This window comes from Mucilaginibacter koreensis (genome assembly GCF_054783355.1).
Map to the genome: position 1 here is coordinate 1,377,703 of NZ_BAAGQS010000001.1, position 24,392 is coordinate 1,402,094.

Below are 24,392 nucleotides of genomic sequence, written 5' to 3' on the forward strand. Positions count from 1 at the left end.
AGTGCATGTTTAAACGGTTTTTAATGGCATTGGTGTGGTGTGCTTTGGGCGTAGGAACCACCTTAGCACAGCATAGCAGCGAAAGTTCTTACCAAAAATCCCTGCGCCACTACCAAGATAGCCTGCAGCGTTTGGGGCGTGAAATGGTGAACAATGAAAGTGATGTGGAACGCAAAAATGCCAATTATGCTTTCATCCGGATGCTGGTTACTGCCTTAAAGACGCCTCACTCTTATGACTTTGCCTTCGACTCATTAAAAACCATCAGTATATTAAATTCTCCGGATCGCAAGTTCCGCATTTTCAGCTGGCCGGTGATGAACCAGGATGGCAGCTACCGTTTTTATGGTGCTGTACAAATGAACAATAACGGCCCACTGGTATTGCATCCCTTGGAAGATTATTCTCCGATATTAAAAAACCCTGAAGACTCAGTTACCACCAACCGTAAATGGTTTGGTGCTGAGTATTATAAAATTATACCGGTTTACAGCAACCGTCCCTATTACGTGCTGTTGGGCTGGAAAGGCAATAATGTAAAAAGCACCAAGAAGGTAATCGAGGTTTTATCGTTCGATAATGGCATCCCCGTTTGGGGCAAGCCGGTATTTGAAGGCAACAGCAAAATCCGCAGCCGCGTAATATTTGAATATTCGCGACAGGCCTCTATGCTGTTGCGTTACGTACCGGAACAAAACCTGATTGTATTTGACCACATTGCTCCGCCCGATGCCAAAATGAAAGGCAAAATGGAAATGTATGGGCCTGATTTAACCTATGATGGGTACCGGTTGAGTAACGGCAAATGGAATTACGTTAATGACCTTGACATGCGTAACATAGCCTTAGCGGGCGAGCAGGACATTGAAGACCCCAAAAAGCAGGCCCAGCGTGATAAGGCAGCGGCGGCGGCATCATCCAGGCGAAACCATTAGCAAACTACCTTTCAAAAGCTTTTTTACTTATGCCGATACAGGCTTTTATAGATATAATAGTATTTTCGAAAAATTTAAACTAAGTAATTAATGGAGCCAGAAATAGCTGCTGTAGATGCAGGTCTTGTTGATGTACCTGCGAAAAAACACCCGAAGGGATTGTATGTACTGTTTTCTACAGAGATGTGGGAACGGTTTAACTTTTATGGCATGCGTGCCTTACTCACCCTGTTCCTGGTAAGTGCGCTGGGCTTTTCTGACAAAGATTCAGCTATTATTTACGGTGGTTTTCTGGGCCTCTGTTACCTTACTCCAATGCTCGGAGGTTATATTGCCGACCAATATCTGGGCAACCGCGCTTGTATCATTCTGGGTGGCTTTGTGATGGGTATTGGCCAGTTATTTATGTTTTACAGCGGCTACAGCTATGCCACTAATGTCGACTCTGCCCGACTAATCATGTGGATCGGCTTAGCAGTTATCATATTCGGTAACGGATTTTTTAAACCCAACATCTCATCCATGGTTGGCCAGCTGTACTCAAAAGGAGATACAAGGCTTGACTCGGCGTTCACCATATTTTATATGGGTATCAACGTTGGAGCCCTTTTGGGGATGACCGTATGCCCTTTGCTGGGCGATGTTAAAGTAGGTGATGTGCGCATGGTAGAAGCCTTTAAATGGGGGTTTTTAGCGGCGGGCGGCGCTATGTTTGTTGGTACCATCACCTTTATACTGTTAAAAAATAAATTTATTGTAACACCTAAAGGTGAAGCGATCGGCACTAAGCCGGATATGAAAGGCAGCACATTAAGCCCAACAGGCGAAGCCGAAAAAGCCAGTTTCTCTAACGGCGCTATCGGGGCTGTGATTGCTTTGCTGGCGGTATTGTTTTTAACATTCCATTATATTTCTGATGACCCGAACCCAATTAAAAGCTGGGTTTATCCATTCATCTATGCATCGGGTATCAGTTTGGCCGTACTGATATTAACTGATAAATCAGTCACAACTATTGAACGTCAGCGAATTATGGTGTTGTATACTGTTGCATTCTTTGTGATATTCTTTTGGGCTGCGTTTGAACAGGCAGGCTCATCGCTAACCTTCGTAGCCGATAAGCAAACAGATACACATGTATTTGGTTACCAGCTCCCTCCAAGCTTAATTCAAAATGCTAATTCGTTATTTATCGTAATTTTTGCACTGCCGTTTAGCTGGCTTTGGTTAAAATTACAAAAACGCAATCTGGAGCCTATTTCACCTGTAAAACAATCACTTGGTTTGCTGCTGGTAGCTTTGGGTTACTATATTATAGCATTACAGGTAAAAAATCTGGGTAGCACTGACAAAATTGGCGTAATCTGGCTAATCATCATGTACCTGTTTCATACCTGGGGCGAACTTTGCCTGTCTCCTATCGGCTTATCACTGGTATCAAAACTTGCGCCTAAACGCTTCTCATCATTGTTAATGGGTGTTTGGTTTTTGAGCAATGCCGCTGGTTATGCGCTGGCAGGTACCTTAGGTGCCATCCTCCCGCCAACAGGTGATAAGTTTACTTTTGCTACCTCGAAAGGTATTGATTTAAGAGGCATATTAGATGGTAAAGTATCAGCAACTGCTGAACAACTAGCTACACTGGCAAAAGAAAAAATCGATGTACATTACCCCACCTTTGTTGGTTTTACCATACATAACCTCTATGAGTTTTTTATGGTGTTCGTAATCTTATCGGGCATAGCATCAGTGTTATTGTTTCTGATTTCAGGAAAACTCAAAAAAATGATGAACGGAGTAAGATAATCCGCTAAGTTATTTTAATTTAATTTCGATATTTGTCAGCCTGCCTCATTGTGCAGGCTGTTTTTATATACATCTTATTCCTGCATTTTTTCAGTGCCCGACAGTATAGTTATTATTCCAACGTATAACGAAAAAGAAAACATTGAACGGATGATCCGTAAGGTATTTTCTTTGCCTCATGATTTTCATGTGCTTATCATTGATGATGGCTCGCCGGATGGTACAGCTCAAATTGTGAAGGGTTTGCAGCGCGAATTTCCTGAGCAGTTGTTCATGGAAGAGCGTAAGGGTAAATTAGGTTTGGGTACAGCTTATATTTGTGGTTTCAAATGGTGCATCCATCACCAGTATGATTATATATTTGAAATGGATGCCGATTTTTCCCACAATCCTGACGACTTGTTGCGCCTGCGCCAGGCCTGTGTAGATGGTGCCGACGTCGCCGTGGGTTCACGTTATATTACCGGTGTAAACGTGGTTAATTGGCCTATGGGCCGTGTGATTATGAGCTATTACGCGTCAGTATATGTACGCCTGGTTACGGGCGAGGATATACGCGATTTTACTGCCGGTTTTATGTGCTACAAGCGCCGCGTATTGCAAACCGTAAACCTGGATAAAATTAAATTTGTAGGCTATGCCTTCCAGATTGAAATGAAATACACCGCTATTAAGCATGGCTTTAAAGTGGTAGAAGTACCGATCATATTTACCGATCGTACAGAAGGCGCCTCCAAAATGTCGAAAGGAATATTCAGGGAAGCTGTTTTTGGTGTGATCCAAATGAAATTCAACAGCATCTTCAGGAAATATCCTGAAGGAGAATAAAGCTTTGACATGTTTTGGTGGCTGCAAGCCATTTGGATTTATTGCCTGCAGCCACCAACCAAACGTTTTAAGCTACCTGGGCGCTAACCTCTTTACCCAGTGCCTGCACCCAGTCGTTAAACAATCTGGTTTCAATCTCAACAGCTTTATTAGCATGGCGCTGCCAATCTGGGGAAAATTGCTGTAACTGGTTTAGCATTTCTTCCAGGTGCCCTTCTTCTTCCAGAATAATAGATTTCACATTTACCTTACTGCCGCTTTGGCTCAATACGTCCTGGTAGACCGGGTATAGTTCATCAGCCCGTACCTCAATAGCATAAGTAACCAAAAGGTAAGCAGCAAAGCGCAACTCTTTACTCTGTAAGCCTAATTCATTTTTCAGGTAACGGCATGAGTCGATATCCAATTGATTCAAATACTGCTTGCTGTAAGCCGGAGCTACCAAATATTCGGGTGAATAAGTAGGATAGTTTGCAGAAGCCTCCAGCTTTTCCAGCTGCTTTTTTAAATAAAAAGCATGACGATGCTCTTCTGCAGCATGTTTTAAAATGATATAGGTAACCGTAGTTGGGTCTTCGCAAGCAGAGATCTTACGGGCGCCTGTATTCTCCATCAGCGATAGCGTATTTAACCAGCGTGCATGCAATTCATTATCAGCAACTATCGAAGTCAGTATTGATTGAAGTTCCATAAAATGTTATAATGTTTCGAGCGCCTGCTCAATTTTTTGATAAATGTAGTCGAGTTGTTCGTTAGTAATGCAATACGGAGGTAAAATGTATAACACATTTCCCAGAGGCCGCAATATGATACCTTCTTTTAAAAAGAACTCGTATAGGCGGTCGCGCAGTGTACTAAAGTAAGAAGTGCTGTTACCTGTCTCCCATTCCATAGCTAAAATAGTCCCGGTTTGCCTCACATTTTTCAGGCGTGGGTGCGATTGAATTTTTGCAGCAAACTCCTGATGCCGGCTGACAATACGCAAAATATTTTCTTCGGTAGGCGGTTCCAAAAATAAATCCATACTGGCCAAAGCCGCAGAACAGGCTACCGGATTGGCTGTAAATGAATGACCGTGAAATAAAGTCTTGTGCTTATCCTCCGATAAAAAAGCATCATAAATATATTGCGTACAGGTAGTAACACCTAAAGCCATGGTGCCACCGGTTAAGCCTTTGGAGAAGCACATGATATCGGGCTGGCTTTCCATCCAATTGGTGGCGAAACGTTTGCCGGTACGTCCGAAGCCGGTAAAAACCTCGTCGGCAATGGTAAAAATGCCCTTGTCTTTACAGTGGGTTATCAGTTCATCCAGGTAAGCGGCTTCATACATCAGCATCCCGCCCGAACCTTGTACCAGCGGCTCATTAATAAAACAGCATAGTTCTTGAGATAATTCATTGATACGCTCTTTAATTTCGTTGATGTTTTCGGCATTGGGCAAATCAACAAATTCCACCTCGAACAACAAGTTATCGAACGGCGCAGTGAAAGCGCTGCGGCCACTTACAGCCATAGCCCCAAAGGTATCGCCATGGTAGGCGTTGTTAAAAGCCAGTATTTTGGTGCGCGGCTTTCCTTGGTTATTCCAGTATTGCAGGCACATTTTAAGTGCTACCTCGATGGCCGTTGAACCGTTATCCGAGTAGAAAACTTTAGCTTGGTTATCTGGCAGAATAGCCAGTAAGCGTTCAGCAAGCTCTACAGCAGCCGGGTGTGTAAACCCTGCGAATATGACATGCTCCAGTTGCAGCAATTGCTCGGCTACTTTTTTGGCGATGTACGGGTGTGCATGGCCATGAATGTTTACCCACCATGAAGACACGGCATCAATGTATGAATTGCCCTGTTCATCAAACAGCAATACACCCTCACCTCTTACAATCGGCACTGGCGGGCGGGCCGTTTGCATCTGGGTATAGGGATGCCATATTACATTTAAATCGCGTTCGGTTAAATTCATAGTTCTTTAATTAACAATTCAGCCACATGCTGATCTATCGGAAAGGTCATGTATTCTTCCCGAAGTTCACTTAGTTTTATCCACCTGAAAGCCTGCAGTGTATTACCTTCGCCATCAAAATCAAATGCTTTCGTTTTAAAATTTAAATTAAGCGGCTTCAGGTTTTTTACTTTGTAGTAAACGCTGATGATTTGAGAATCGTTGAAGGCGGATTTAACAAAGAAGTCGGTAGTATAAAAATGACTGATGATTTCAACCGGGGCATTGCATTCCTCCATAAACTCTCGCTTCAAGCCGTCAATAAGTCCCTCACCATATTCCAAACCGCCACCCGGAAGTTTAGTAAAACGATAGCCATATTCCTGCTCATCACTCAGTAATAACTCTTGCTGGTCGTTTATTAAAATACCATACACACGTACGTTAAACATGGCCATTATTCAAAGTGCTTTTTGTTACGGGTTACGTTTTCCATGGTCCATTCAATCTCAACGCGTTTGGCTTCAGAACGGATAGGGCAATTGGGCATGCTGCAATAATGGCAACACTCCGGCAAACAAGGGTCGGTATGAATAAAGAGTTCAGTTTTAACACCACCTTTGGCATTAATCAGCTTGTCTACCAAAGCCACTTCCTCGTGTACACGGTTCAGGTCAAAGTAGTTAGGCAAAGTCATGTGACAATCAATATGCAGTTCGGCACCATATTTTTGTGCACGAAGGTTGTGTACATCAATCCACTCCACTTTGCGCTGATCATTCAACACACCAATAATATGGTTTACAACATCAAAATCCGCCTCATCCATCAGGCCGGCAATAGAGCGGCGCAGCAGTTGATAGCCGGTGTATACAATGTATAAACCTACCACAATAGATAATACACTATCTAACCATACTATTTTGGTGAAAAATATAAGCAACAAGCCGGCAACCAATCCCCCACTGGTTACCATATCGGTAAGCAAGTGACGGCCATCGGCTTCGAGTGTGATAGAACTAAGCTTTTTACCCTGGTTAATCATGTACCAGCCCAGCAAGCCATTGATAGCGCCTGTAGCGCCGATGATCACGGCACCCGTAACCAAATCTTTTACTACGGATGGGTGAAATAAGCTGTAAGTAGATTTAAATAATATGCCGATACCAGCAATGCTGATAAGGGCGCCTTCGATAAAAACGGAGAAGTACTCAATTTTACCATGCCCGTATGGATGATTTTCATCCCTCGGCCTTGAAGACAAATAAATACTGAAAAACGCAAAGGCACTTGCTACTACGTTTACCACGCTTTCGGCAGCATCAGTCAATACAAAATTAGACGAGGTTATGAAGTATGCACCAAACTTGGCCAGCATTAAAACAACGCTCGCAATAAGGGCAATGATGATGATTTTTCGTTTTTCGCGCACGGAGATGATTTGCTGCAAATTTAGCAATAAGGCGTTTAAATTGCAGTAAACTTATTTTCTATATTTGCCCACACTACATATATTTTAAGATGAGCGCATTAAGTACCCGGATCAACAATTTGACCGAGTCGCAGACCATGAAGATGAATAAAATGGCCCGCGAACTCGCTGCACAAGGTGTTAACGTAATTAGCCTGAGTTTAGGCGAACCCGATTTTCATACCCCTGAGCATATCAAACAGGCGGCTAAAGAAGCTATGGATGAAAATTATACTTATTATACCCCTGTAGCCGGTTACCCGGACTTGCGCAAGGCCATAGCCAGCAAATTGAAAACCGAAAATAACCTGGACTATGATTTTAGCCAGATTGTGGTTTCAACAGGCGCTAAACAAGCTTTGGCCAACGCGGTATTGTGCTTGGTAAACCCCGGCGAGGAAGTGATTATCCCTACCCCTTACTGGGTATCATATTCGGAGATTGTGAAACTGGCCGAAGGTAAGAGTGTATTTATTGACACTACGGTTGAACAAAATTTTAAGATTACGCCTGAGCAATTAGAAGCGGCTATAACGCCCAACACTAAGTTGTTCATGTTCTCATCGCCATGTAACCCTACCGGCAGTGTATACAGTAGAACCGAACTGGAAGGTTTGGTGAAGGTGTTTGAAAAGTACCCTGAGATCTCCATCATCTCCGACGAAATTTATGAGCACATTAACTTTGTAGATCAGCATGAATCTATTGCCCAGTTTGATTCTGTAAAAGACCGTGTGATTATCATTAACGGCTTTTCTAAAGCTTATGCCATGACAGGCTGGCGTATTGGCTATTCGGCTACCAATAAAGAGCTGGCTACGGCCATTGATAAATTACAGGGGCAAATTACTTCGGCTACCTGTTCTATTACGCAACGTGCCGGTGTGGCTGCTTATACAGGCGGACTGGAAAGCGTATTAGAAATGCGTGATGCCTTTAAACGCCGCCGTGATTTGGTTTACGGCTTGCTGAAAGAAATAGAGGGTTTAAAAGTGAACCTGCCCGACGGGGCTTTTTACTTCTTCCCGGATGTAACCTCTTATTTCGGCAAGAGCTACAATGGTACAACCATTGAAGATGCCGACGAGTTAAGCTTATTTTTATTGCAGGAAGCACATGTGGCTACCGTAGGTGGAGATTCTTTTGGTGACCCTAAATCTATCCGCCTGTCATACGCAGCAGCTGATGATAAATTAGTGGAAGCCATGCAGCGCATTAAAGCAGCTTTAGCTAAGTTGAAGTAAAAACTACCCAATACACATAAAAAAACGCCCTGTACAATTTGTACAGGGCGTTTTTATTTTTAACACTGTTTTAGCTTAGATACCAAAACCGTAAGCTACACGTAAGGCAGCCATACCATAGTTGTTGTTTTGGCCAGAGAAGTTTTCATAACGGGCACCAATATCAATGTGCTTAAATGAATAACCTAAACCTGGAGCTAAGATTAACTTTGTGTCTTTGCTGCCGTCAGGACGGGCATAAACATCTCTGGTTTCGAAACCGGCACCTACTTCACCGCTCAGGTAGAAGCCGCTGCCTAAGTAACCTTTAATACCAGCTTTAACCGGTACAATGCCTACTGATGGATATTTCACATCAGATACACCGTTTAAATAAGGCACTTGTTTACCAAAAGCATTGTAGTAACCAGCAGTTAACATTAAAGCTACATTTTGGTTAACACCATACTGAACACGGGCAGTACCACCAATACCTACGTTTGATACATCATGCAGATTGCCGGTTGGTACAAAACCTTCTACGCCGATACCGAAACGAATTTGGTTAGCAGGAGTAGTAGACTGTGCCTTTACTTTTGAACCGAATAACGATGCTACAGCAATACCAGCTACAGCAAAAATTTTAGTCATTTTCTTCATAGTTAAATTTGTTAAGTACTAAACTGTCCTATAACAGTTCATGCCACTATAATCAAACATGTTGCCATAATTGGCACTTTAAGTCCGTTTTAACAATTGGATGATAATTCGTTATTCAAATGATTAACATTCAAGATTTAGGAAAAAACTGATTATCAGCTTAATTTGAGTGGTAATAGGCTATTAACAAAAGTTATCAACATGACAAATTTGCATTTAAGTTTCATACCAAATTTGACTGTCAGACAGACAATTTTTGTCTGTTTTTTCAGCATTTCACTGTCTTGTAATTAAGGAATGGCACTGTACCAAATTCCAGAAAACAAAAAAGGAGGCATAAAGCCTCCTTTTTAGTTTTTATCAGTTTATGATTATTGATGCTCTTCATCTTCTTTCGTAGGCTCATAGTTGGCCTGCAACTCTGCCAGCTTTTCCTTACCATACGCAAAACGGGTGATGATAAAGAAGAGTACTGGTACCACAAAAATAGCCAAAGAGGTTGCGGCCAGCATACCGCCAAACACCGTCCAACCAATGGTTTGACGCGCCTGCGCACCTGCACCTGATGCAAATACCAGCGGCAGTACGCCTAATATAAAGGCGAGCGAGGTCATGATGATTGGGCGCAGGCGCAGACGTACTGCATCCAACACCGCCTTCTCTAACTCTACTCCCCGATCAACACGCTCTTTGGCAAATTCAACAATCAAAATCGCATTCTTGGCAGAAAGACCTATCAGCGTAATCAAACCAATTTGCGCATATACGTTATTGCTGAGGTTGGGTAAAAAGGTTAAGAACAAGATGGCACCAAATGCCCCCAGCGGTACTGCCAGCAGTACAGAGAACGGTACCGACCAGCTCTCATACAAAGCTGCCAGGAACAGGAACACGAAGCCAATAGATAATGCAAAGATGTATATCGTCTTCGATCCGGACAGCAACTCTTCACGGCTCAAACCGGAGAACTCATAGCCATAGCCTGCCGGTAATGAACTGGCAGCTGTTTCGCGCAAGGCGGTGATAGCGTCACCGCTACTGTAACCGGGCTTGGTGTTACCGTTGATCTCTGCAGAGCGGAACAGGTTATAATGCGAAATCAATGGCGCGTTTTCAATAATCTGGTAAGATGTTAATGCACCCAACGGCACCATGGTACCGGCTTGGTTACGCACATAGTATTGACCAATGTTTTTAATATCTACCCGGTAAGAAGTATCGGCCTGGGCCACCACCCTGAATGTACGGCCATACAAGGTAAAGTCATTAATATATGAACTACCCATGTATACCTGCAGTGCATTGTTAATATCAGAAATTGCAACGCCCAGTTTCTTGGCCTTTTCGCGGTCAACCACTAATTGGTAAGCCGGCGTACGAGCGGTGAAGAAAGAGAATGCCTTCGCAATTTCGGGGCGTTTATTTACAGCGCCTACAAAATTTTGCAGTACACGTTCAAAGTTTTTAATATCACCACCTGCCTGCTTTTCTTCTAATATAAACGAGAAACCAGCGGTATTACCCAAACCCGGAATAGCCGGCGGCGGAATTACTACCACGTTGGCTTCTTTAAATTTAGCCAGCTTTTGCTGTAGCACCCCTACAATCTCGAGCGAGGTTTGATCACGCTCATCCCATGGCTTTAACTGTACGAATACCGTTGCACTGTTTGATTTGGTAGCAAAGTTAATGGCATTCAAACCACCTAAAGCCGCAAAGTGACCTATGCCAGGCACTTCCTGTATGGTTTGCATTACCTGCTTTAAAGTATTTACGGTACGTTGGGTAGATGAGCCTTCAGGTAAATCGTAGGTAACGTAGATACGGCCTTCGTCTTCAATCGGTAAGAAGCCCGACGGCTTACTTTTGAAAAGCAAAAATGTACCGACCACTATAGCCACCAGTATAAACACTACAAATTTCGAATGCTTAATACTGCGGTCTACGCCATTGCGGTATTTATGCGTTACCCGGCCAAACCAGTTGTTAAACTTATCGAAAAAGCGATCGAGGAAGTTTTTTCGTTTATTTTCACCGTCATGTGGTTTAAGCAAGATAGTACATAAAGCCGGTGTTAATGACAAGGCTATAAACGCAGAAATCAATACCGAAATAGCAATAGTAATCGCAAACTGCTGGTACAACCGGCCTACAATGCCCGGTACAAAGCCTACCGGCACAAATACCGCAGCCAGAATTAAAGCAATGGCAATAACCGGCGCCGAGATGTCTTTCATGGCATGCTCGGTTGCTTCGCGCGGCGACATCTTTTCCTCATCGATATAATGCTGCACCGCTTCTACCACCACAATCGCATCATCCACCACAATACCGATAGCCAGTACGAAACCGAATAAGGTTAAGGTGTTGATGGTAAAGCCAAGAGGTATAAAGAAAATAAATGTTCCGATGATTGATACCGGAATTGCCAGTACCGGAATTAATGTAGCCCGCCAGCTTTGCAGGAACAGGAATACTACAATTACCACCAGTGCCAATGCTTCCAACAGGGTTTCAACCACCTCATGTACCGAAACTTTTACTACAGTCACAGACTCAAACGGAACTACATAGTCTACATCAGCCGGGAAGGTTTTCTTCAACTCGGCCATGGTTGCATATACATTGTTGGCAGTTTCAAGTGAGTTACTGTTAGGTGCCTGGTATACCAGTAGGTATGAAGCACGCTTACCGTCAACAAACGAGTTACCGGAGTAGTTGAATTTACCCAACTGCACACGCGCAATATCCCTTAAATGCACTACCGAGCCATTATTGGGCTGCGTTCTTACAATTACATTTTCAAACTCTTTTGGATTCACCAAACGGCCTTTAACCAAAACAGTGTACTCAAATGGCTGTCCGTTTACAATAGGCGGCGCACCAACAGTACCGGCAGCTACCTGGGCATTCTGCTCTTGCAAGGCAGCAGTAACATCAGCTGGCGTAATACCTAACGAAGCCATTTTATCCGGCTTCAGCCATATACGCATACTAAAATCGTCGGCACGGGTAAATACGTCGCCCACACCTTTGGCCCGTAACAGCGCATCGCGTATATAAACGTTGGTATAGTTATCTAAAAAAGTTACATCATGTGAGCCCTTGGGAGAAAACATCGCTACCAGCATCAAAATACTGGGGTTACGTTTACGCACAGTTAAACCCAGGCGTTGCACTTCCTGAGGCAAAACAGGTTCGGCAATACTAACCCGGTTTTGTACATCGAGCGCTGCAATATCAATATTGGTACCCACTTCAAAGTTAACGGTCATGCTCATTTGCCCGTTACCTGTACTGTTACTTTGCAGGTAGGTCATGCCCGGCGTACCGTTTACCTGTACTTCTACGGGGGTAGCCACAGTCTGCTCTACGGTTAAGGCATCGGCACCTGTATAGTTACCGGTTACCTGCACCGTAGGTGGTGTAATATCAGGATACTGGCCTATAGGTAAAGAGCTCATTGCCAGCAGGCCCACCGCTACAATTACTATAGATATTACTATAGCCGTAACGGGCCTGCGTATAAAGGTGTCTGCAATCATGCTTTAATAATATTTATCCTGATTATTTGCCCTGTGTATTTTGAGGTTTACCCTGCCCGGCAGAACCGGCACCGCCGGCCTGACTTCCAGCTGCCTGTTGCTGCGGCGCTTTGGTAGTTACCTTGGCGCTGTCGCGCAATTTCTGGAAACCTTCGCTGATCACTTTGTCGCCTGCCTCCAGGCCTTTCAATACTACTACGTTAGCATTCAGGCGCGGGCCAAGGGTAATTTTGCGTTGATAAGCAACGGTATCTTGTGGTGCCACATATACAAAGAACTCTCCCATTTGCTCCGTTACTGCCTTGTAAGGAATGATTACCTGCTCGCCTGACTGTCCATTCAATACATTTACCACAGCGCTCATTCCGTCTTTCAGCTCATCATCCGGGTTTTGGAATTGAATACGCACCTTAATGGTTCCGGTTTGGTTATTTACCCCCCGATCAATAGCTAAAATTTTGCCGGGGCGGTGGTACATTTCGCCAGTGCTCAATTGCAGGCGGAAGGTACTGTCGGTATAATTCCGTTGCAGGCGGCCAAAACGTTCTATGTCGGCTTGGTTCACCACAATATCAGTAGCAATTGGATTTTCGTTCGACAACGTGTTTAAAAGCGTAGTACCCTGTGTTACTTCGGCACCTAGTTTTACCTGAGATATACCAATGCGGCCGGTAAACGGAGCTCGTATAATAGAGTAAGATAAATCGGTAGCTGCGGATTTAACTCCTGCGCGTGCCACTTGTACCTGTGCCCTGCTGGTAGCTAAGGTAGCAACAGCCTGGTCATAAGTTTGACGAGCCACCGCATCGTTCTTTAATAAAAACTGGTAGCGGTCAGCATCCTTTTGAGCTTTTACCAGGTTAGCTTGTGCGCTTGCCAGGTTAGCTTGTGCCTGTGCATAAGCGGCCTCGTATTTACGGCGGTCTATCTCATATAATTGCTGACCTTTTTTTACTACGTCACCCTCTTTGAAAAAAATGCCGGTAATAAAGCCGGCCACTTGTGAGCGCAGTTCCACACTGTTGTAAGCCACCACTGTTCCCTGGTACTGATCGTAATAAACAGCATCGCCTTTTATGGCTGGAGTTATGGTTACCGGTGTGGGAGGAGGAGCCGCATTAGCCTGGTCTTTGTTTTTACATGAAGCTGCAAGCATAAGCACAGCAGCAGCGGTAAGTAAAGTATAATTGTTTTTCATATCAAATGCTATGTTAGTATTAACGTACCACCAATGTACCCAAAGCCCGCTCCAGGTCTACCTTGCTTGAAAGCAGCTGGAATAAAGCTGTATAATAATTGAGTTCAGCTGTGCGCAGGTCGGCTTGAGCTACAATCACGTCCAGGTAAGTTTTTACACCTTCGCGGTATTGCAGGCTCACCACCTTGTACACATCACGGGCGAGCTCTACGTTTTGCTTTAATAACTGCCAGTTGCTGTAATTACTTTTATAAGCAGCCAAAGCCTGTACATATTCTGTATTGATAGTGTTGCGGCTGTTTATAATATCCAGGTCTACCCTCTCCACCTGTAACTTGGCTTTGGCAACATTCTGCAAACGGCGCGTACCTTGAAATATGGGTAAACTCAAAGTAAGGCCTGCGTAAGATGTAGGAAACGCATTACTATACAGGCGCGAAAAAGAATCATTAAAATACAGCAGATTATAAGCGCCTACGGCTGAAAGAGATGGCAAGAAACCGTAACGATAATAGTCTACATTTAAGTTTTGAAGATTTTTATCAGTAAGTAATTGCCGGTACTCTACCCTATTGTTAACGTTTAAAGTTTGATTGGTATCAATAGAGACTTCCCGCTCATAGCGTGTAGAATCATATGATAACTCAAAATTACGGTTAGGGCCTAAACCCATAATTTGCTTTAAATAAGCAGTCTTCGATTTAATAGCTTCTTCAGTTTGTTTACGGGTAGCCAGGGAGTTGTTGAGGGCAATGGTAGCCTGCTTGTAATCTGTTTTATCCGCTACGCCTGCCTGGTAACGCACATAGGCGTCTTTAAGGCTGCGTTGCAAACGCGCAATATCTTCATTTACAATATTTAACTGGCGCTGCGATAAGAGAACATCAAAGAAGGCTTTACTCACATCGGCTACAGTATTGATTTGTGTAACAACCGCATTTTGCCGATAGTATAAACGTGAATACTTAGACGCCCTTGAGGCGAGGAACACATCGTTATTATAAATTACCTGGCTTGCCTGTACACCCAATGACGACACATTATTACCAATAGCAAATACAGATTGCTGGGTAGTTGTGCCTGTACTGGTAGGAGTACTTCCTGTACCAGCGCCTCCTGTGTTAGTTCCGCCTGTACCGGTACCGTTGCCTGTGCCGCCTGTGTTAGTTCCGCCGTTATTGGTTCCGCCCCCGGTAGTTGCCCCGCCTGTGGTACTTCCGCCACCTGCAGCTGATCCTACCTGAGCTGTACGCTGAAAGTAGCGTTGATAACTGCCGGTAGAGGAAATTTGAGGCAACCAGGCAGATAGAGCTATATTAATGTCGCGCTCATTAATTGCTTCATCAATACCAGCCTGCCTTACGCCGGGTTGATTGCGTAGTGCATAGTCAATGCATTGTCTTAAGGTTAAATTTTGAGTAATGGCAGTGTCTCGTACATTTTGGGCATTAGACTTAACATGTACACAAAGAGCAACAACCAATAATGAAGAATACAGGTAGATAAATTTCATAAGGTAGCTTCAGCGTTTTTGCACAACGCAAATAAATATCATTAGTTTGATGTAAAACTAATTGTGTTGCAAATTTCATATTAATAACATCTAAACCTGTATATTAATCTAAAATGTTACAGAAAACAGATATTCAGATGATAATTAAATGAACGAAAAAGGGGCAGGATATTTTTATAACATTTTGACAAATGCTTTGGAGGAAAAAACAAAAAATTTTAAGTAATTTGCAGATTGATGTTAACACTTAAAAAACGAGAGTGTTTAAAAAATTTACAAATCAACTATAAGTAGTAAACTTTATTGATGCTATTTTTACAAAAAATTTAAGCAGGGTTAATACATGCGTAAAAAACTACATGAGAAAATTTCTCAGTTTAGAGATGCGGAGAATATTAAAGAGAAGGGACTGTACCCCTACTTCAGAGCGATTGATTCAGGCCAGGATACTGAAGTGATGATTGATGGTCAGCGCGTACTGATGTTTGGTTCGAACTCATATTTGGGTTTAACCAGTCACCCTAAAATTAAAGAAGCATCAAAAAAAGCGATTGACAAATACGGTACAGGTTGCGCGGGTTCAAGATTTTTGAACGGCACACTTGATATTCACGTTGAATTAGAAAGACGTTTAGCCCGCTTTGTGGGTAAAGAGTCGGCATTGCTGTTCAGTACCGGTTTTCAGGTAAACCTGGGTGTACTTTCATGCATTACGGGCCGGAACGATTATTTGATCATCGACGAATTTGATCATGCTTCCATTATTGATGGTTGCCGCTTATCTTTCTCTAAAGTAATTAAGTATGCCCACAATGACATGCATGACCTGCAGCGTAAAATGAGCATGCTGCCGGAAGAAGCTGTTAAGGTAATTGTGGTTGATGGTATCTTCAGTATGGAAGGCGATATTGTTAAGTTGCCTGAAATTGTTGAGATAGCAGATCGCTTTGGCGCAAGCATATTTATTGATGATGCCCACAGTTTGGGTGTAATTGGCGAAAATGGTTCAGGTACTGCATCACACTTTGGTTTAACCGACAAAGTGGACATGATTACCGGTACCTTCAGTAAATCATTAGCATCATTGGGCGGTTTCATTGCTGCCGATAATGAGCTGATTGAATATTTGAAGCACCGTGCACGTTCACTGATGTTCAGCGCAAGTATGCCTCCGGGTATGGTGGCCAGCGTACTGGCAGCGCTTGATATCATTGAAACTGAACCCGAGCACATGGAGAAGTTGTGGAGCAATACCCATTACGCCATGAAACTGCTTTTAGATGAAGGTTTTGATTTAGGCCCTACAGAAAGCCCTATCCTGCCTATCTATATTCGTGACAACGATAAAACTTTCTTGGTAACCAAGCATTTGCAGAACGCCGGTATATTTGTTAACCCTGTGGTATCTCCGGCCGTACCTTCTGATTCTTCGTTGCTGCGTTTCTCATTAATGGCAACCCACACCTTCGAGCAAATTGAAGAAGCGGTTGACAAATTGGTGAAAGCCTTTAAAGATGTAGGCGTAGAAACCATTAAGGAAAGAATATAACGCTATGATTACAGTAGTACCGGTAAAATCTAAAAAGGAGCTTGGCTCCTTTATTGATTTTCCGCACGACTTATATGAGGGTGACCCTAATTACGTGCCTGAGCTTTTTATTGCCCAGCGCGATTTGTTAACTAAGCACCCCTTTGTAAAGCACAATCCTATACAATGCTTTCTGGCTTACCGCAACAACAAAGTGGTAGGCCGCATTGCAGCTATCCTCAATAACCATCATAACGAATTCAACAAAGCAAATGATGGTTTTTTTGGCTTTTTCGACAGCATCGATGACCAGGAAGTAGCCGATGCGCTGGTAGCTGAAGTAGTAAAATGGCTGCAGGATAAAAAGGTGAGCAAAGTAATTGGTCCGGTAAATTTTTCCACCAACGAACCGAGTGGTTTGCTGATTGACGGATTTGATAGTCCGCCGATGATTCAAATGACTTACAATGCCCCGTACTACACGGAACTGCTCGAAAAAACTGGCCTTATAAAGCAAATTGATTTAATTGCTTATGCTTTTGGTGCCGAAGGTTATAACGATAAATCTTTCAGGATGCTGGATATGTTGCAGGAGCGTTTAAAACGCAGCAACATTACCATTCGCAACCTGAATATGAAAGATTTTAAGAACGAAGTAACGCGCGTTCGTGAAATATATAACAGCGCCTGGGACAAAAACTCAGGCTTTGTACCTATGACAGATGAGGAGTTTGACTATGTAGCCAACGACTTAAAACTCATAGTTGACCCTGCCTTTTGTAGCGTTGCCGAACACGAAGGCAAAGCCATTGGCTTTGCATTAACTTTACCCGACATTAATCAGGTACTGATAAAAGTAAAACGTGGTCGCTTGTTTCCTACAGGTATATTTAAACTGCTTTTTGGCCGCAAAAAGATAAACGGCATCCGCATTTATGCGCTTGGCGTACTTGAAGGCTATCGCAAACGCGGCATTGAGGCGGTATTGTACGGTAATATCATCAAAGAATATAAGAAAAGAGGCTTCCAAAAAGCCGAGGCTTCGTGGATATTGGAAAATAACGACTTAATGAAAAAAGCCATTATTGATATCAACGGTGAGCCTTATAAAACCTACCGCCTTTACGAAAAAGCGATATGAAAGGACGGGTACTGATTACAGGTGCGAGCGGTTTTGTGGGTTACCATTTAATTACCGAGGCACTTAAAAATAATTTAGAGGTGTACGCAGCGGTGCGCAAAAGCAGCCAGATTGATCATCTCAAAGATTTAAATATCCAGTACACCTACCCTGATTTTACCAATATAGAAAGCCTGAAGCAGGAATTTCAGGAAAAGCAATATGATTATGTGATCCATGCTGCCGGCGTTACCAAGGCACGCTCGGATGCTGAATATAATCATATTAATGCTACGTATACTAAAAACATAGCCGAAGCTGCCTTAAGCATTAACTATCATTTTAAGAAAATGGTATTCATCAGCAGTTTGGCAGCAGTTGGGCCTTTACATACCTCAAGCGGTATCATAACCGAACAAAATGAACCGCATCCGGTTACGGCATACGGTCACAGCAAACTAAAGGCCGAAAAGGAACTAAGCCGTTTTACAACATTGAACTATACCATCCTCCGCCCTACTGCGGTATATGGCCCGAGGGAAAAAGATATATTCATCGTTTTAAAACAAATAGCTAAAGGTTTAGAACCTTACATTGGCAGCAAAGCACAAAAACTGAGCTTTGTATACGTTACTGATTTAGCTAAAGCAAGTATTGCTGCACTGTATGCCGGCAATCAAAAAACTTATCATTTAAGTGATGGTAACTTTTACGATCGGTATGAGATGGCAGATATTACAAAAAGTGTTTTACACACTAAAGCTATAAAGTTACATTTGCCGCTGGGTTTGGTGAAGGTAATTGCTGCTGCTTCGCAAAGCATCAGCAAACTCAAAAATCAGGCTTCAGCATTAAATATTGAAAAACTGAAAGAACTTACTGCAGCCAATTGGAATTGCAGCATAGAGGAAGCCAAAGCAGATTTGGGATTCTATCCAGAATATAATCTGAAAAAAGGTTTAACCGAAACCCTGGCATGGTATAAGGCCAACCAGTGGCTGTAAAGCCATTTAACCGTTAACAATTAAAAGTGTTTAAACATGAAAAGCAATGTTAAACCTGCAGATGGCAAACTTGGTATTTTAATTCCAGGTTTGGGCGCCGTAGCCACTACCCTTATTGCAGGTGTTGAAGCCGTTAGAAAAGGTTTATCACAACCTATAGGCTCAGTTACACAAATGGGCAACATCCGTTTGGGCAAAAGAACCGAAAACCGTTATCCTAAAATCAAAGACTTTGTTCCACTGGCTGATTTTAATGATATTGTTTTTGGCGGTTGGGATGTATATGCCGACAATGTATACGAAGCAGCCATGAAAGCTAAAGTTTTGGAAGCAGGCTTACTTAACTCTGTAAAAGAGGAACTGGAAAGCATTGTGCCCATGACTGCTGCGTTTGATAAGAATTACGCTAAAAACCTGGATGGCACCCACGTAAAAGAAGGTACCCGTCAGGAAATGGCTGATGCGCTGATGGCAGACATCAAGAAATTTCAGGAAGAAAGTAACTGCAGCCGTATTGTATTGGTATGGTGTGGTTCAACTGAGGTTTACTTCGAGGAGTCTGACATTCACCAATCACTGGAAAAATTTGAGCAGGCTTTGAAAGATGATGATAAACGCATCGCTCCAAGTATGCTGTATGCCTATGCTGCTTTAAAGATGGGCATTCCATTCGCCAACGGCGCACCTAACTTAACTGTAGACATTCCGGCAATGGTTGAACTTTCAAAGTTAACCGAAACCCCTATTGCAGGTAAAGACTTCAAAACCGGTCAAACCCTGATGAAAACTATTCTGGCCCCAGGCTTGGCTGCACGTGCACTGGGTGTTAAAGGCTGGTTCTCTACCAATATTTTAGGTAACCGCGATGGTTTAGTACTGGATGATCCGGATAACTTTAAAACCAAAGAGGTATCTAAACTGAGCGTATTAGAAGATATTCTGCAACCGGAGCAAAACCCGGAACTGTATGGTGAGCTGTACCACAAAGTACGTATCAACTACTACCCTCCTCACGGCGATAACAAAGAGAGCTGGGATAACATTGATATCTTTGGTTGGTTAGGTTACCAGATGCAAATCAAAATCAACTTCTTGTGCCGCGACTCAATTTTGGCAGCACCGGTAGCGCTTGATTTGGCTTTGTTCTGTGATTTAGCTAAACGTGCCGGTATGAGCGGTATTCAGGAGTGGTTATCATTCTATCTGAAATCTCCTCAGGCTGCTCCAGGCTTACGCCCTGAGCATGATATTTTCAAGCAATTAATGAAGTTGCAAAATACTTTGCGCCACATGATGGGCGAAGATTTGATCACACACCTTGGTTTGGATTACTACCAGGACTTGGTTGAGATCTTGTAAATAATTGCATAACTAATCAAACAGCCGCCAATATGATTGGCGGCTGTTTTTGTTTATGGCCTTTATGGAAATTTATATCCATACAATTTATTAATCAAATGATTAAATTTGACGATTCAAACACATTTGCCTTCATCAAAAAATTTAACTTTGCCTTTCAGCTTTAAAATATGCTGAATATTACAACTATTACATTGTGTAATCGTTAACTATTCAATAAATCATTTGCAAAAACTATAATATAACCGTTTGATTATATTTAATACCCAGCCCCGGTTACGTCCGGCTGCTTACCTTACCCATTTTATTGAATACGTGAATAGCCTGTTTCAAAACAATACTTCAACTTTTCTCAAAACGCTTTTCATTTGTTTAAGCATATTTGTTTCAGCCATTAGTGCTTCTGCGCAACAAACTATAGTAACCGGTATGGTAACAGATGCCGGCAACAGACAGCCATTGCCTTATGTAACCGTAGTATTCCAAGGCAGCTCAAACGGAACCAACACGAACGAGACCGGGCGCTATGCCTTACGTTCAACTACTCCGTATAGCTCCGTTAAAGTTTCTTTCGTGGGATACAAAACCGCTGTTTTGGCCATTACACCCGGAAAAGAACAAGTATTAAATATTCGCCTGCAGCCCGACAACCGCCAATTGGGCGAAGTGGTGGTAAAAGCGGGCAAAAAGAAAAAATATACCAATAAAGACAACCCGGCGGTTGAACTCATCAGGCAGGTTATTGCACACAAAAATGAGAACCGCCCCGAGCATTATAATTTTTTAGAGTATAAGGAATACGACAGGATGATTCTTTCCTTGGAGAACGTTTCACCTACAATATCCGACAAAAAATTTTTCCGCAAGTATAAATTCTTACTGGATAACCGCGATACGACATCTGCACCCGGCAAATCATTGTTGCCGGTTTATATCAACGAGAAGCTCTCACAAAATTATATCCGCAAATCGCCTGATAAAAATAAAACTATTTTATTGGGGCAAAAGGATGTAAATTATGGTGGCTTGATTGATAATGAAGGCGTTACTACTTATTTTAAACACTTGTACCGCGAGGTAGACCTTTACGAGAATAACATTGTCCTGGTAACCAACCCCTTTTTAAGCCCGATAGCTGATGGCGCCCCCACCTTTTATAAGTTTTTTATTACCGATACTATTGTAGTAAACAACAGTAAGGTAGTTGAGTTGAGCTTTACACCCCGCAATACCAACAGTATGTTGTTTGAGGGAACCATCTACATTACCTTAGATGGCCACTATGCTGTGCAACGGGCAAGCTTATATGTAAATCCGCGTATTAACCTGAACTGGGTAAAATCGTTGCGCATTAATCAGGATTATGCTTTGAGCACCGATGGGCGCTACCATGTGAGCCGCACTGACATGCTGGCTGATTTTGGCGTTAATAAAAATAAAGCAGGCGGCGTTTTTGGCGAACGTACAGTTTCTTACAGCGATTATGTGATCAACACTCCCCGGCCTGAAGCTACTTACAATGGCTTGGCCGAAGTTGAAGCTGACAACTATAAAAACCGTGATGATGCCTTTTGGCAGCAAAACCGGTTAGATACGCTGAACGCTTCGCAGGCTAAGGTTTACGGCAATATTGATAGTTTACAAAAAATGCCGTCTTACAAGCGTATTGTATTTTTTGGTAACTTACTTTTGGCAGGTTATACTACTTTTAAAAAGTTTGAAATAGGACCCGCTAATACCTTTTACAGCTTCAATCCGGTGGAAGGTTTTCGCCTGCGTTTAGGCGGCCGTACCACACCCGGCCTGAGTACCCGCTATTATTTTGAAACTTATGGCGCTTATGGTTTTAAGGATGAAAAGTGGAAGTTTTTCTTTAGCGGTACCTATTCGCTCAATAATAAATCCATATATAAATTTCCACAGAACTATATTCGGGGTAGTTTCCAGCGTGATATCCGCATTCCGGGGCAGGATTTGCAGTTTGTGCAGGAGGATAACTTCTTATTATCATTTAAGCGTGGTAACAATAACAAGTATTTATACAACGATTATTACCGCTTAGATTATGTGCATGAATTTGAAAACCACTTCTCTTATGCTTTAGGGCTGCGTAAGTGGACACAAACACCCGCCGGCGATTTAACATTTGAAAACCGGGTAAATGGCCAGCAAAACTTTGTGAATGATTTAACAACATCACAAATTTCGCTGCAATTGCGCTATGCACCGCATGAGCAGTTCTACCAGGGCCGCATTTACCGCACACCTTTCCTGAACAAATATCCAAAGTTCACGCTGAACATTACCCAGGGGTTGAATAACGTATTGGAAAGCAAGTACAGCTATACCAACGTAAACCTGAATATTTACAAACACGTTTATTTGTCGCAATTGGGTTTTGCCGATGTAACTTTAGACGGTGGTAAGATTTTCGGGCAAGTACCTTACCCGCTGCTTACTATACACCGGGCGAATCAAACTTATGCTTACAGCATTGAATCATACAACCTGATGAACTTTCTGGAATTTGTGAGCGACCGCTATGCCAGCATCAACATTGACCAGCATTTTAATGGGTTTATCTTTAATCGCATTCCTCTGTTCAGACGTTTGAAATGGCGTGAGACGGCTACGTTTAAAGGCTTATGGGGTGGTTTAAGCGATCGGAACAACCCTGACATCCATCCATCATTGTACCGTTTACCTATGCAGCCTGATGGCACCCCCATCACTTACACATTAGGCAGCAAACCTTATGCAGAAGGCAGCGTTGGTATTGAGAACATTTTTAAGGTGTTAAGGGTAGATTTGGTACGCCGCTTTACTTACCTGGATCATCCGGATGCACCAAAATGGGGCGTCAGAGCCCGTGTTCAGTTTGTTTTTTAATAACTTTGCATTATCACTTTAAATTTATGTCACAGCAATCTACCACTTCTCCTGCTCCCAATGTGCGTACGCAGATACAATTGGGTATTTACAAAGTGATTGATCCCTTTGTAAAATTGTTAATTAAACTCGGACTTACCCCAAATGCGGTTACCTCAATAGGTTTCGTATTGAATGTAGGTGTGGCGGTTATTTTCATTGCAGGTGTTGAGGAAGGCGCGCGTGCCGATTTACGCTATGTAGGCTGGGCAGGTGCGCTTATTCTGTTTGCAGGCTTATTCGATATGCTGGATGGCCAGGTAGCCCGCCTGGGCAATATGAAATCTACCTTTGGTGCATTGTATGATTCAGTGCTCGACCGCTATAGCGAACTCATTATGTTTTTGGGTATTTGCTATTACCTGGTGGGTCATCATTATTTTCTGAGTTCCATTTTTGCATTTGTCGCCTTAATTGGCTCTATGATGGTGAGCTACGTACGTGCGCGCGCTGAAGGATTAGGCATTGAATGTAAAGGTGGTTTAATGCAGCGCCCCGAGCGGGTAATTACTATCGGTTTGTGCGCCTTATTATGCGGTGTGGTTTCTATGTACATTGGCGGCGATTACAAGCTTTACGTTCCCGGCATACCCTTCCATGTGTTTGAAACCATGTCTATTTTCACTATCCCTATAGTTATACTGGCTATTCTTACTAACGTAACTGCGTTTAAACGCTTAACTGATGCAAAAAAATCACTTGATGAGTTGGAAAACCCGTCAAAATAAAAATTCCTTCATGCGCACTTTCTTTATTGCTATGCTTACAGCTTGTACTTTACAGGTATCGGCCCACAACGCTACGCATAAATTATCCGGAACATTAACATTGCCTGATGACACGGCCAGAACAATAAAATCATCAAGCCCTTATCCTGCTATACCCTCAACTATTAATCGCCTTTTTTACTTACAGCGCGATCCTAACTCCAATACGGTTATTTATGAATTAAATGCGCCCGGCGGTAAACTGGATGTGGATGACCCGGTTCATCCCTACTGGATACGTTATAATGAGCAAGGGCAGAAAGCAGATTTGAATTACATTCAGCGTAAATTTGCTTTTGGTGTATCGGCCAAAAGTATTGGTACCGGCAAATGGGATATCAGATTAGCAGCTTACAAAAAATTTCCACTCACGCTTATGCGTGGCAACGACGGGAAATATCATATCTTCGCAACAATTTCACAAAGGCAGGCGATAATAAGCCGTATTTTTGTTAAAATTGAAGGAGGAACGTTCTGGTTCCCTAATGTACGGTTTATTGAAATTCTGGCTACAGATGCGCAAACCGGTGCAGCAGTGATTGAACGTTTTAAACCCTAAGTGAAC

At 42.8% G+C, this 24,392-nt stretch carries 19 protein-coding genes; 11 read left to right on the top strand and 8 right to left on the bottom strand.

Going from position 1 to position 24,392, the window contains the following annotated elements; all coding sequences use genetic code 11:
* Positions 1-5 precede the first annotated feature (5 nt).
* The 3 genes from ACYVNW_RS06215 to ACYVNW_RS06225 all read left to right on the top strand — a co-directional run bounded on the left by ACYVNW_RS06215 (position 6) and on the right by ACYVNW_RS06225 (position 3,569).
* The gene (locus ACYVNW_RS06215) at positions 6-935 is read left to right on the top strand and encodes a hypothetical protein (RefSeq protein ID WP_460678980.1); all 930 of its coding nucleotides are present in this window, start codon (positions 6-8) and stop codon (positions 933-935) included.
* Between the two features lie 90 nt (positions 936-1,025).
* Positions 1,026-2,741, top strand: coding sequence for a peptide MFS transporter (locus tag ACYVNW_RS06220; protein ID WP_460678981.1), 1,716 nt, complete (start codon positions 1,026-1,028; stop codon positions 2,739-2,741).
* Between the two features lie 93 nt (positions 2,742-2,834).
* A complete protein-coding gene (locus tag ACYVNW_RS06225) occupies positions 2,835-3,569 on the top strand; it encodes a polyprenol monophosphomannose synthase (protein WP_460678982.1) in 735 nt (244 codons plus the stop codon).
* A gap of 67 nt (positions 3,570-3,636) precedes the next feature.
* On the opposite strand, the gene ACYVNW_RS06230 is transcribed toward ACYVNW_RS06225, so the two are convergent.
* From ACYVNW_RS06230 to ACYVNW_RS06245, 4 genes are read right to left on the bottom strand one after another with little or no spacing between them, the layout of a single operon-like run.
* A complete protein-coding gene (locus ACYVNW_RS06230; protein WP_460678983.1) occupies positions 3,637-4,260 on the bottom strand; it encodes a hypothetical protein in 624 nt (207 codons plus the stop codon).
* 6 nt (positions 4,261-4,266) lie between these two features.
* On the bottom strand, positions 4,267-5,532 hold the full coding sequence (gene bioA / locus ACYVNW_RS06235; RefSeq protein WP_460678984.1) for an adenosylmethionine--8-amino-7-oxononanoate transaminase: 1,266 nt from the start codon (positions 5,530-5,532) through the stop codon (positions 4,267-4,269).
* Positions 5,529-5,969, bottom strand: a complete 441-nt coding sequence (locus ACYVNW_RS06240; RefSeq protein ID WP_460678985.1) for an NUDIX domain-containing protein — start codon at positions 5,967-5,969, stop codon at positions 5,529-5,531. The genes bioA and ACYVNW_RS06240 overlap by 4 nt, the downstream gene beginning before the upstream one ends.
* A complete protein-coding gene (locus ACYVNW_RS06245; RefSeq protein WP_460681002.1) occupies positions 5,969-6,943 on the bottom strand; it encodes a cation diffusion facilitator family transporter in 975 nt (324 codons plus the stop codon). The genes ACYVNW_RS06240 and ACYVNW_RS06245 overlap by 1 nt, the downstream gene beginning before the upstream one ends.
* Before the next feature lie 89 nt (positions 6,944-7,032).
* Between ACYVNW_RS06245 and ACYVNW_RS06250 the strand changes: the two genes are divergently transcribed.
* Positions 7,033-8,226 (top strand): pyridoxal phosphate-dependent aminotransferase, encoded by a 1,194-nt coding sequence (locus ACYVNW_RS06250; protein WP_460678986.1) that lies wholly within the window; start codon positions 7,033-7,035, stop codon positions 8,224-8,226.
* Between the two features lie 75 nt (positions 8,227-8,301).
* Here the strand turns inward: ACYVNW_RS06250 and ACYVNW_RS06255 are convergent, their stop codons facing one another.
* The 4 genes from ACYVNW_RS06255 to ACYVNW_RS06270 all read right to left on the bottom strand — a co-directional run bounded on the left by ACYVNW_RS06255 (position 8,302) and on the right by ACYVNW_RS06270 (position 15,121).
* Complete coding sequence (locus ACYVNW_RS06255) at positions 8,302-8,856, bottom strand: hypothetical protein (RefSeq protein ID WP_460678987.1); 555 nt, start codon at positions 8,854-8,856, stop codon at positions 8,302-8,304.
* Between the two features lie 380 nt (positions 8,857-9,236).
* Positions 9,237-12,410 carry an efflux RND transporter permease subunit gene (locus tag ACYVNW_RS06260; RefSeq protein WP_460678988.1) on the bottom strand — a complete coding sequence of 1,058 codons (3,174 nt, stop codon included), beginning with the start codon at positions 12,408-12,410 and terminating at the stop codon, positions 9,237-9,239.
* A gap of 22 nt (positions 12,411-12,432) precedes the next feature.
* Positions 12,433-13,608 carry an efflux RND transporter periplasmic adaptor subunit gene (locus tag ACYVNW_RS06265; protein WP_460678989.1) on the bottom strand — a complete coding sequence of 392 codons (1,176 nt, stop codon included), beginning with the start codon at positions 13,606-13,608 and terminating at the stop codon, positions 12,433-12,435.
* A gap of 19 nt (positions 13,609-13,627) precedes the next feature.
* Entirely contained in the window at positions 13,628-15,121 is a 1,494-nt protein-coding gene (locus ACYVNW_RS06270; protein WP_460678990.1) for a TolC family protein, read from the bottom strand.
* A gap of 343 nt (positions 15,122-15,464) precedes the next feature.
* Between ACYVNW_RS06270 and spt the strand changes: the two genes are divergently transcribed.
* The 7 genes from spt to ACYVNW_RS06305 all read left to right on the top strand — a co-directional run bounded on the left by spt (position 15,465) and on the right by ACYVNW_RS06305 (position 24,386).
* Positions 15,465-16,670, top strand: a complete 1,206-nt coding sequence (gene spt / locus ACYVNW_RS06275) for a serine palmitoyltransferase (RefSeq protein WP_460678991.1) — start codon at positions 15,465-15,467, stop codon at positions 16,668-16,670.
* Between the two features lie 4 nt (positions 16,671-16,674).
* Positions 16,675-17,790 carry a GNAT family N-acetyltransferase gene (locus ACYVNW_RS06280; protein ID WP_460678992.1) on the top strand — a complete coding sequence of 372 codons (1,116 nt, stop codon included), beginning with the start codon at positions 16,675-16,677 and terminating at the stop codon, positions 17,788-17,790.
* Entirely contained in the window at positions 17,787-18,773 is a 987-nt protein-coding gene (locus tag ACYVNW_RS06285) for an NAD-dependent epimerase/dehydratase family protein (protein ID WP_460678993.1), read from the top strand. The genes ACYVNW_RS06280 and ACYVNW_RS06285 overlap by 4 nt, the downstream gene beginning before the upstream one ends.
* Before the next feature lie 36 nt (positions 18,774-18,809).
* The gene (locus ACYVNW_RS06290; RefSeq protein WP_460678994.1) at positions 18,810-20,132 is read left to right on the top strand and encodes an inositol-3-phosphate synthase; all 1,323 of its coding nucleotides are present in this window, start codon (positions 18,810-18,812) and stop codon (positions 20,130-20,132) included.
* 249 nt (positions 20,133-20,381) lie between these two features.
* The gene (locus tag ACYVNW_RS06295) at positions 20,382-23,021 is read left to right on the top strand and encodes a DUF5686 and carboxypeptidase-like regulatory domain-containing protein (RefSeq protein WP_460678995.1); all 2,640 of its coding nucleotides are present in this window, start codon (positions 20,382-20,384) and stop codon (positions 23,019-23,021) included.
* Between the two features lie 26 nt (positions 23,022-23,047).
* Positions 23,048-23,788 carry a CDP-alcohol phosphatidyltransferase family protein gene (locus ACYVNW_RS06300; protein ID WP_460678996.1) on the top strand — a complete coding sequence of 247 codons (741 nt, stop codon included), beginning with the start codon at positions 23,048-23,050 and terminating at the stop codon, positions 23,786-23,788.
* A 10-nt stretch (positions 23,789-23,798) separates the two neighbouring features.
* On the top strand, positions 23,799-24,386 hold the full coding sequence (locus ACYVNW_RS06305; protein ID WP_460678997.1) for a DUF4833 domain-containing protein: 588 nt from the start codon (positions 23,799-23,801) through the stop codon (positions 24,384-24,386).
* Positions 24,387-24,392: the final 6 nt, after the last annotated feature.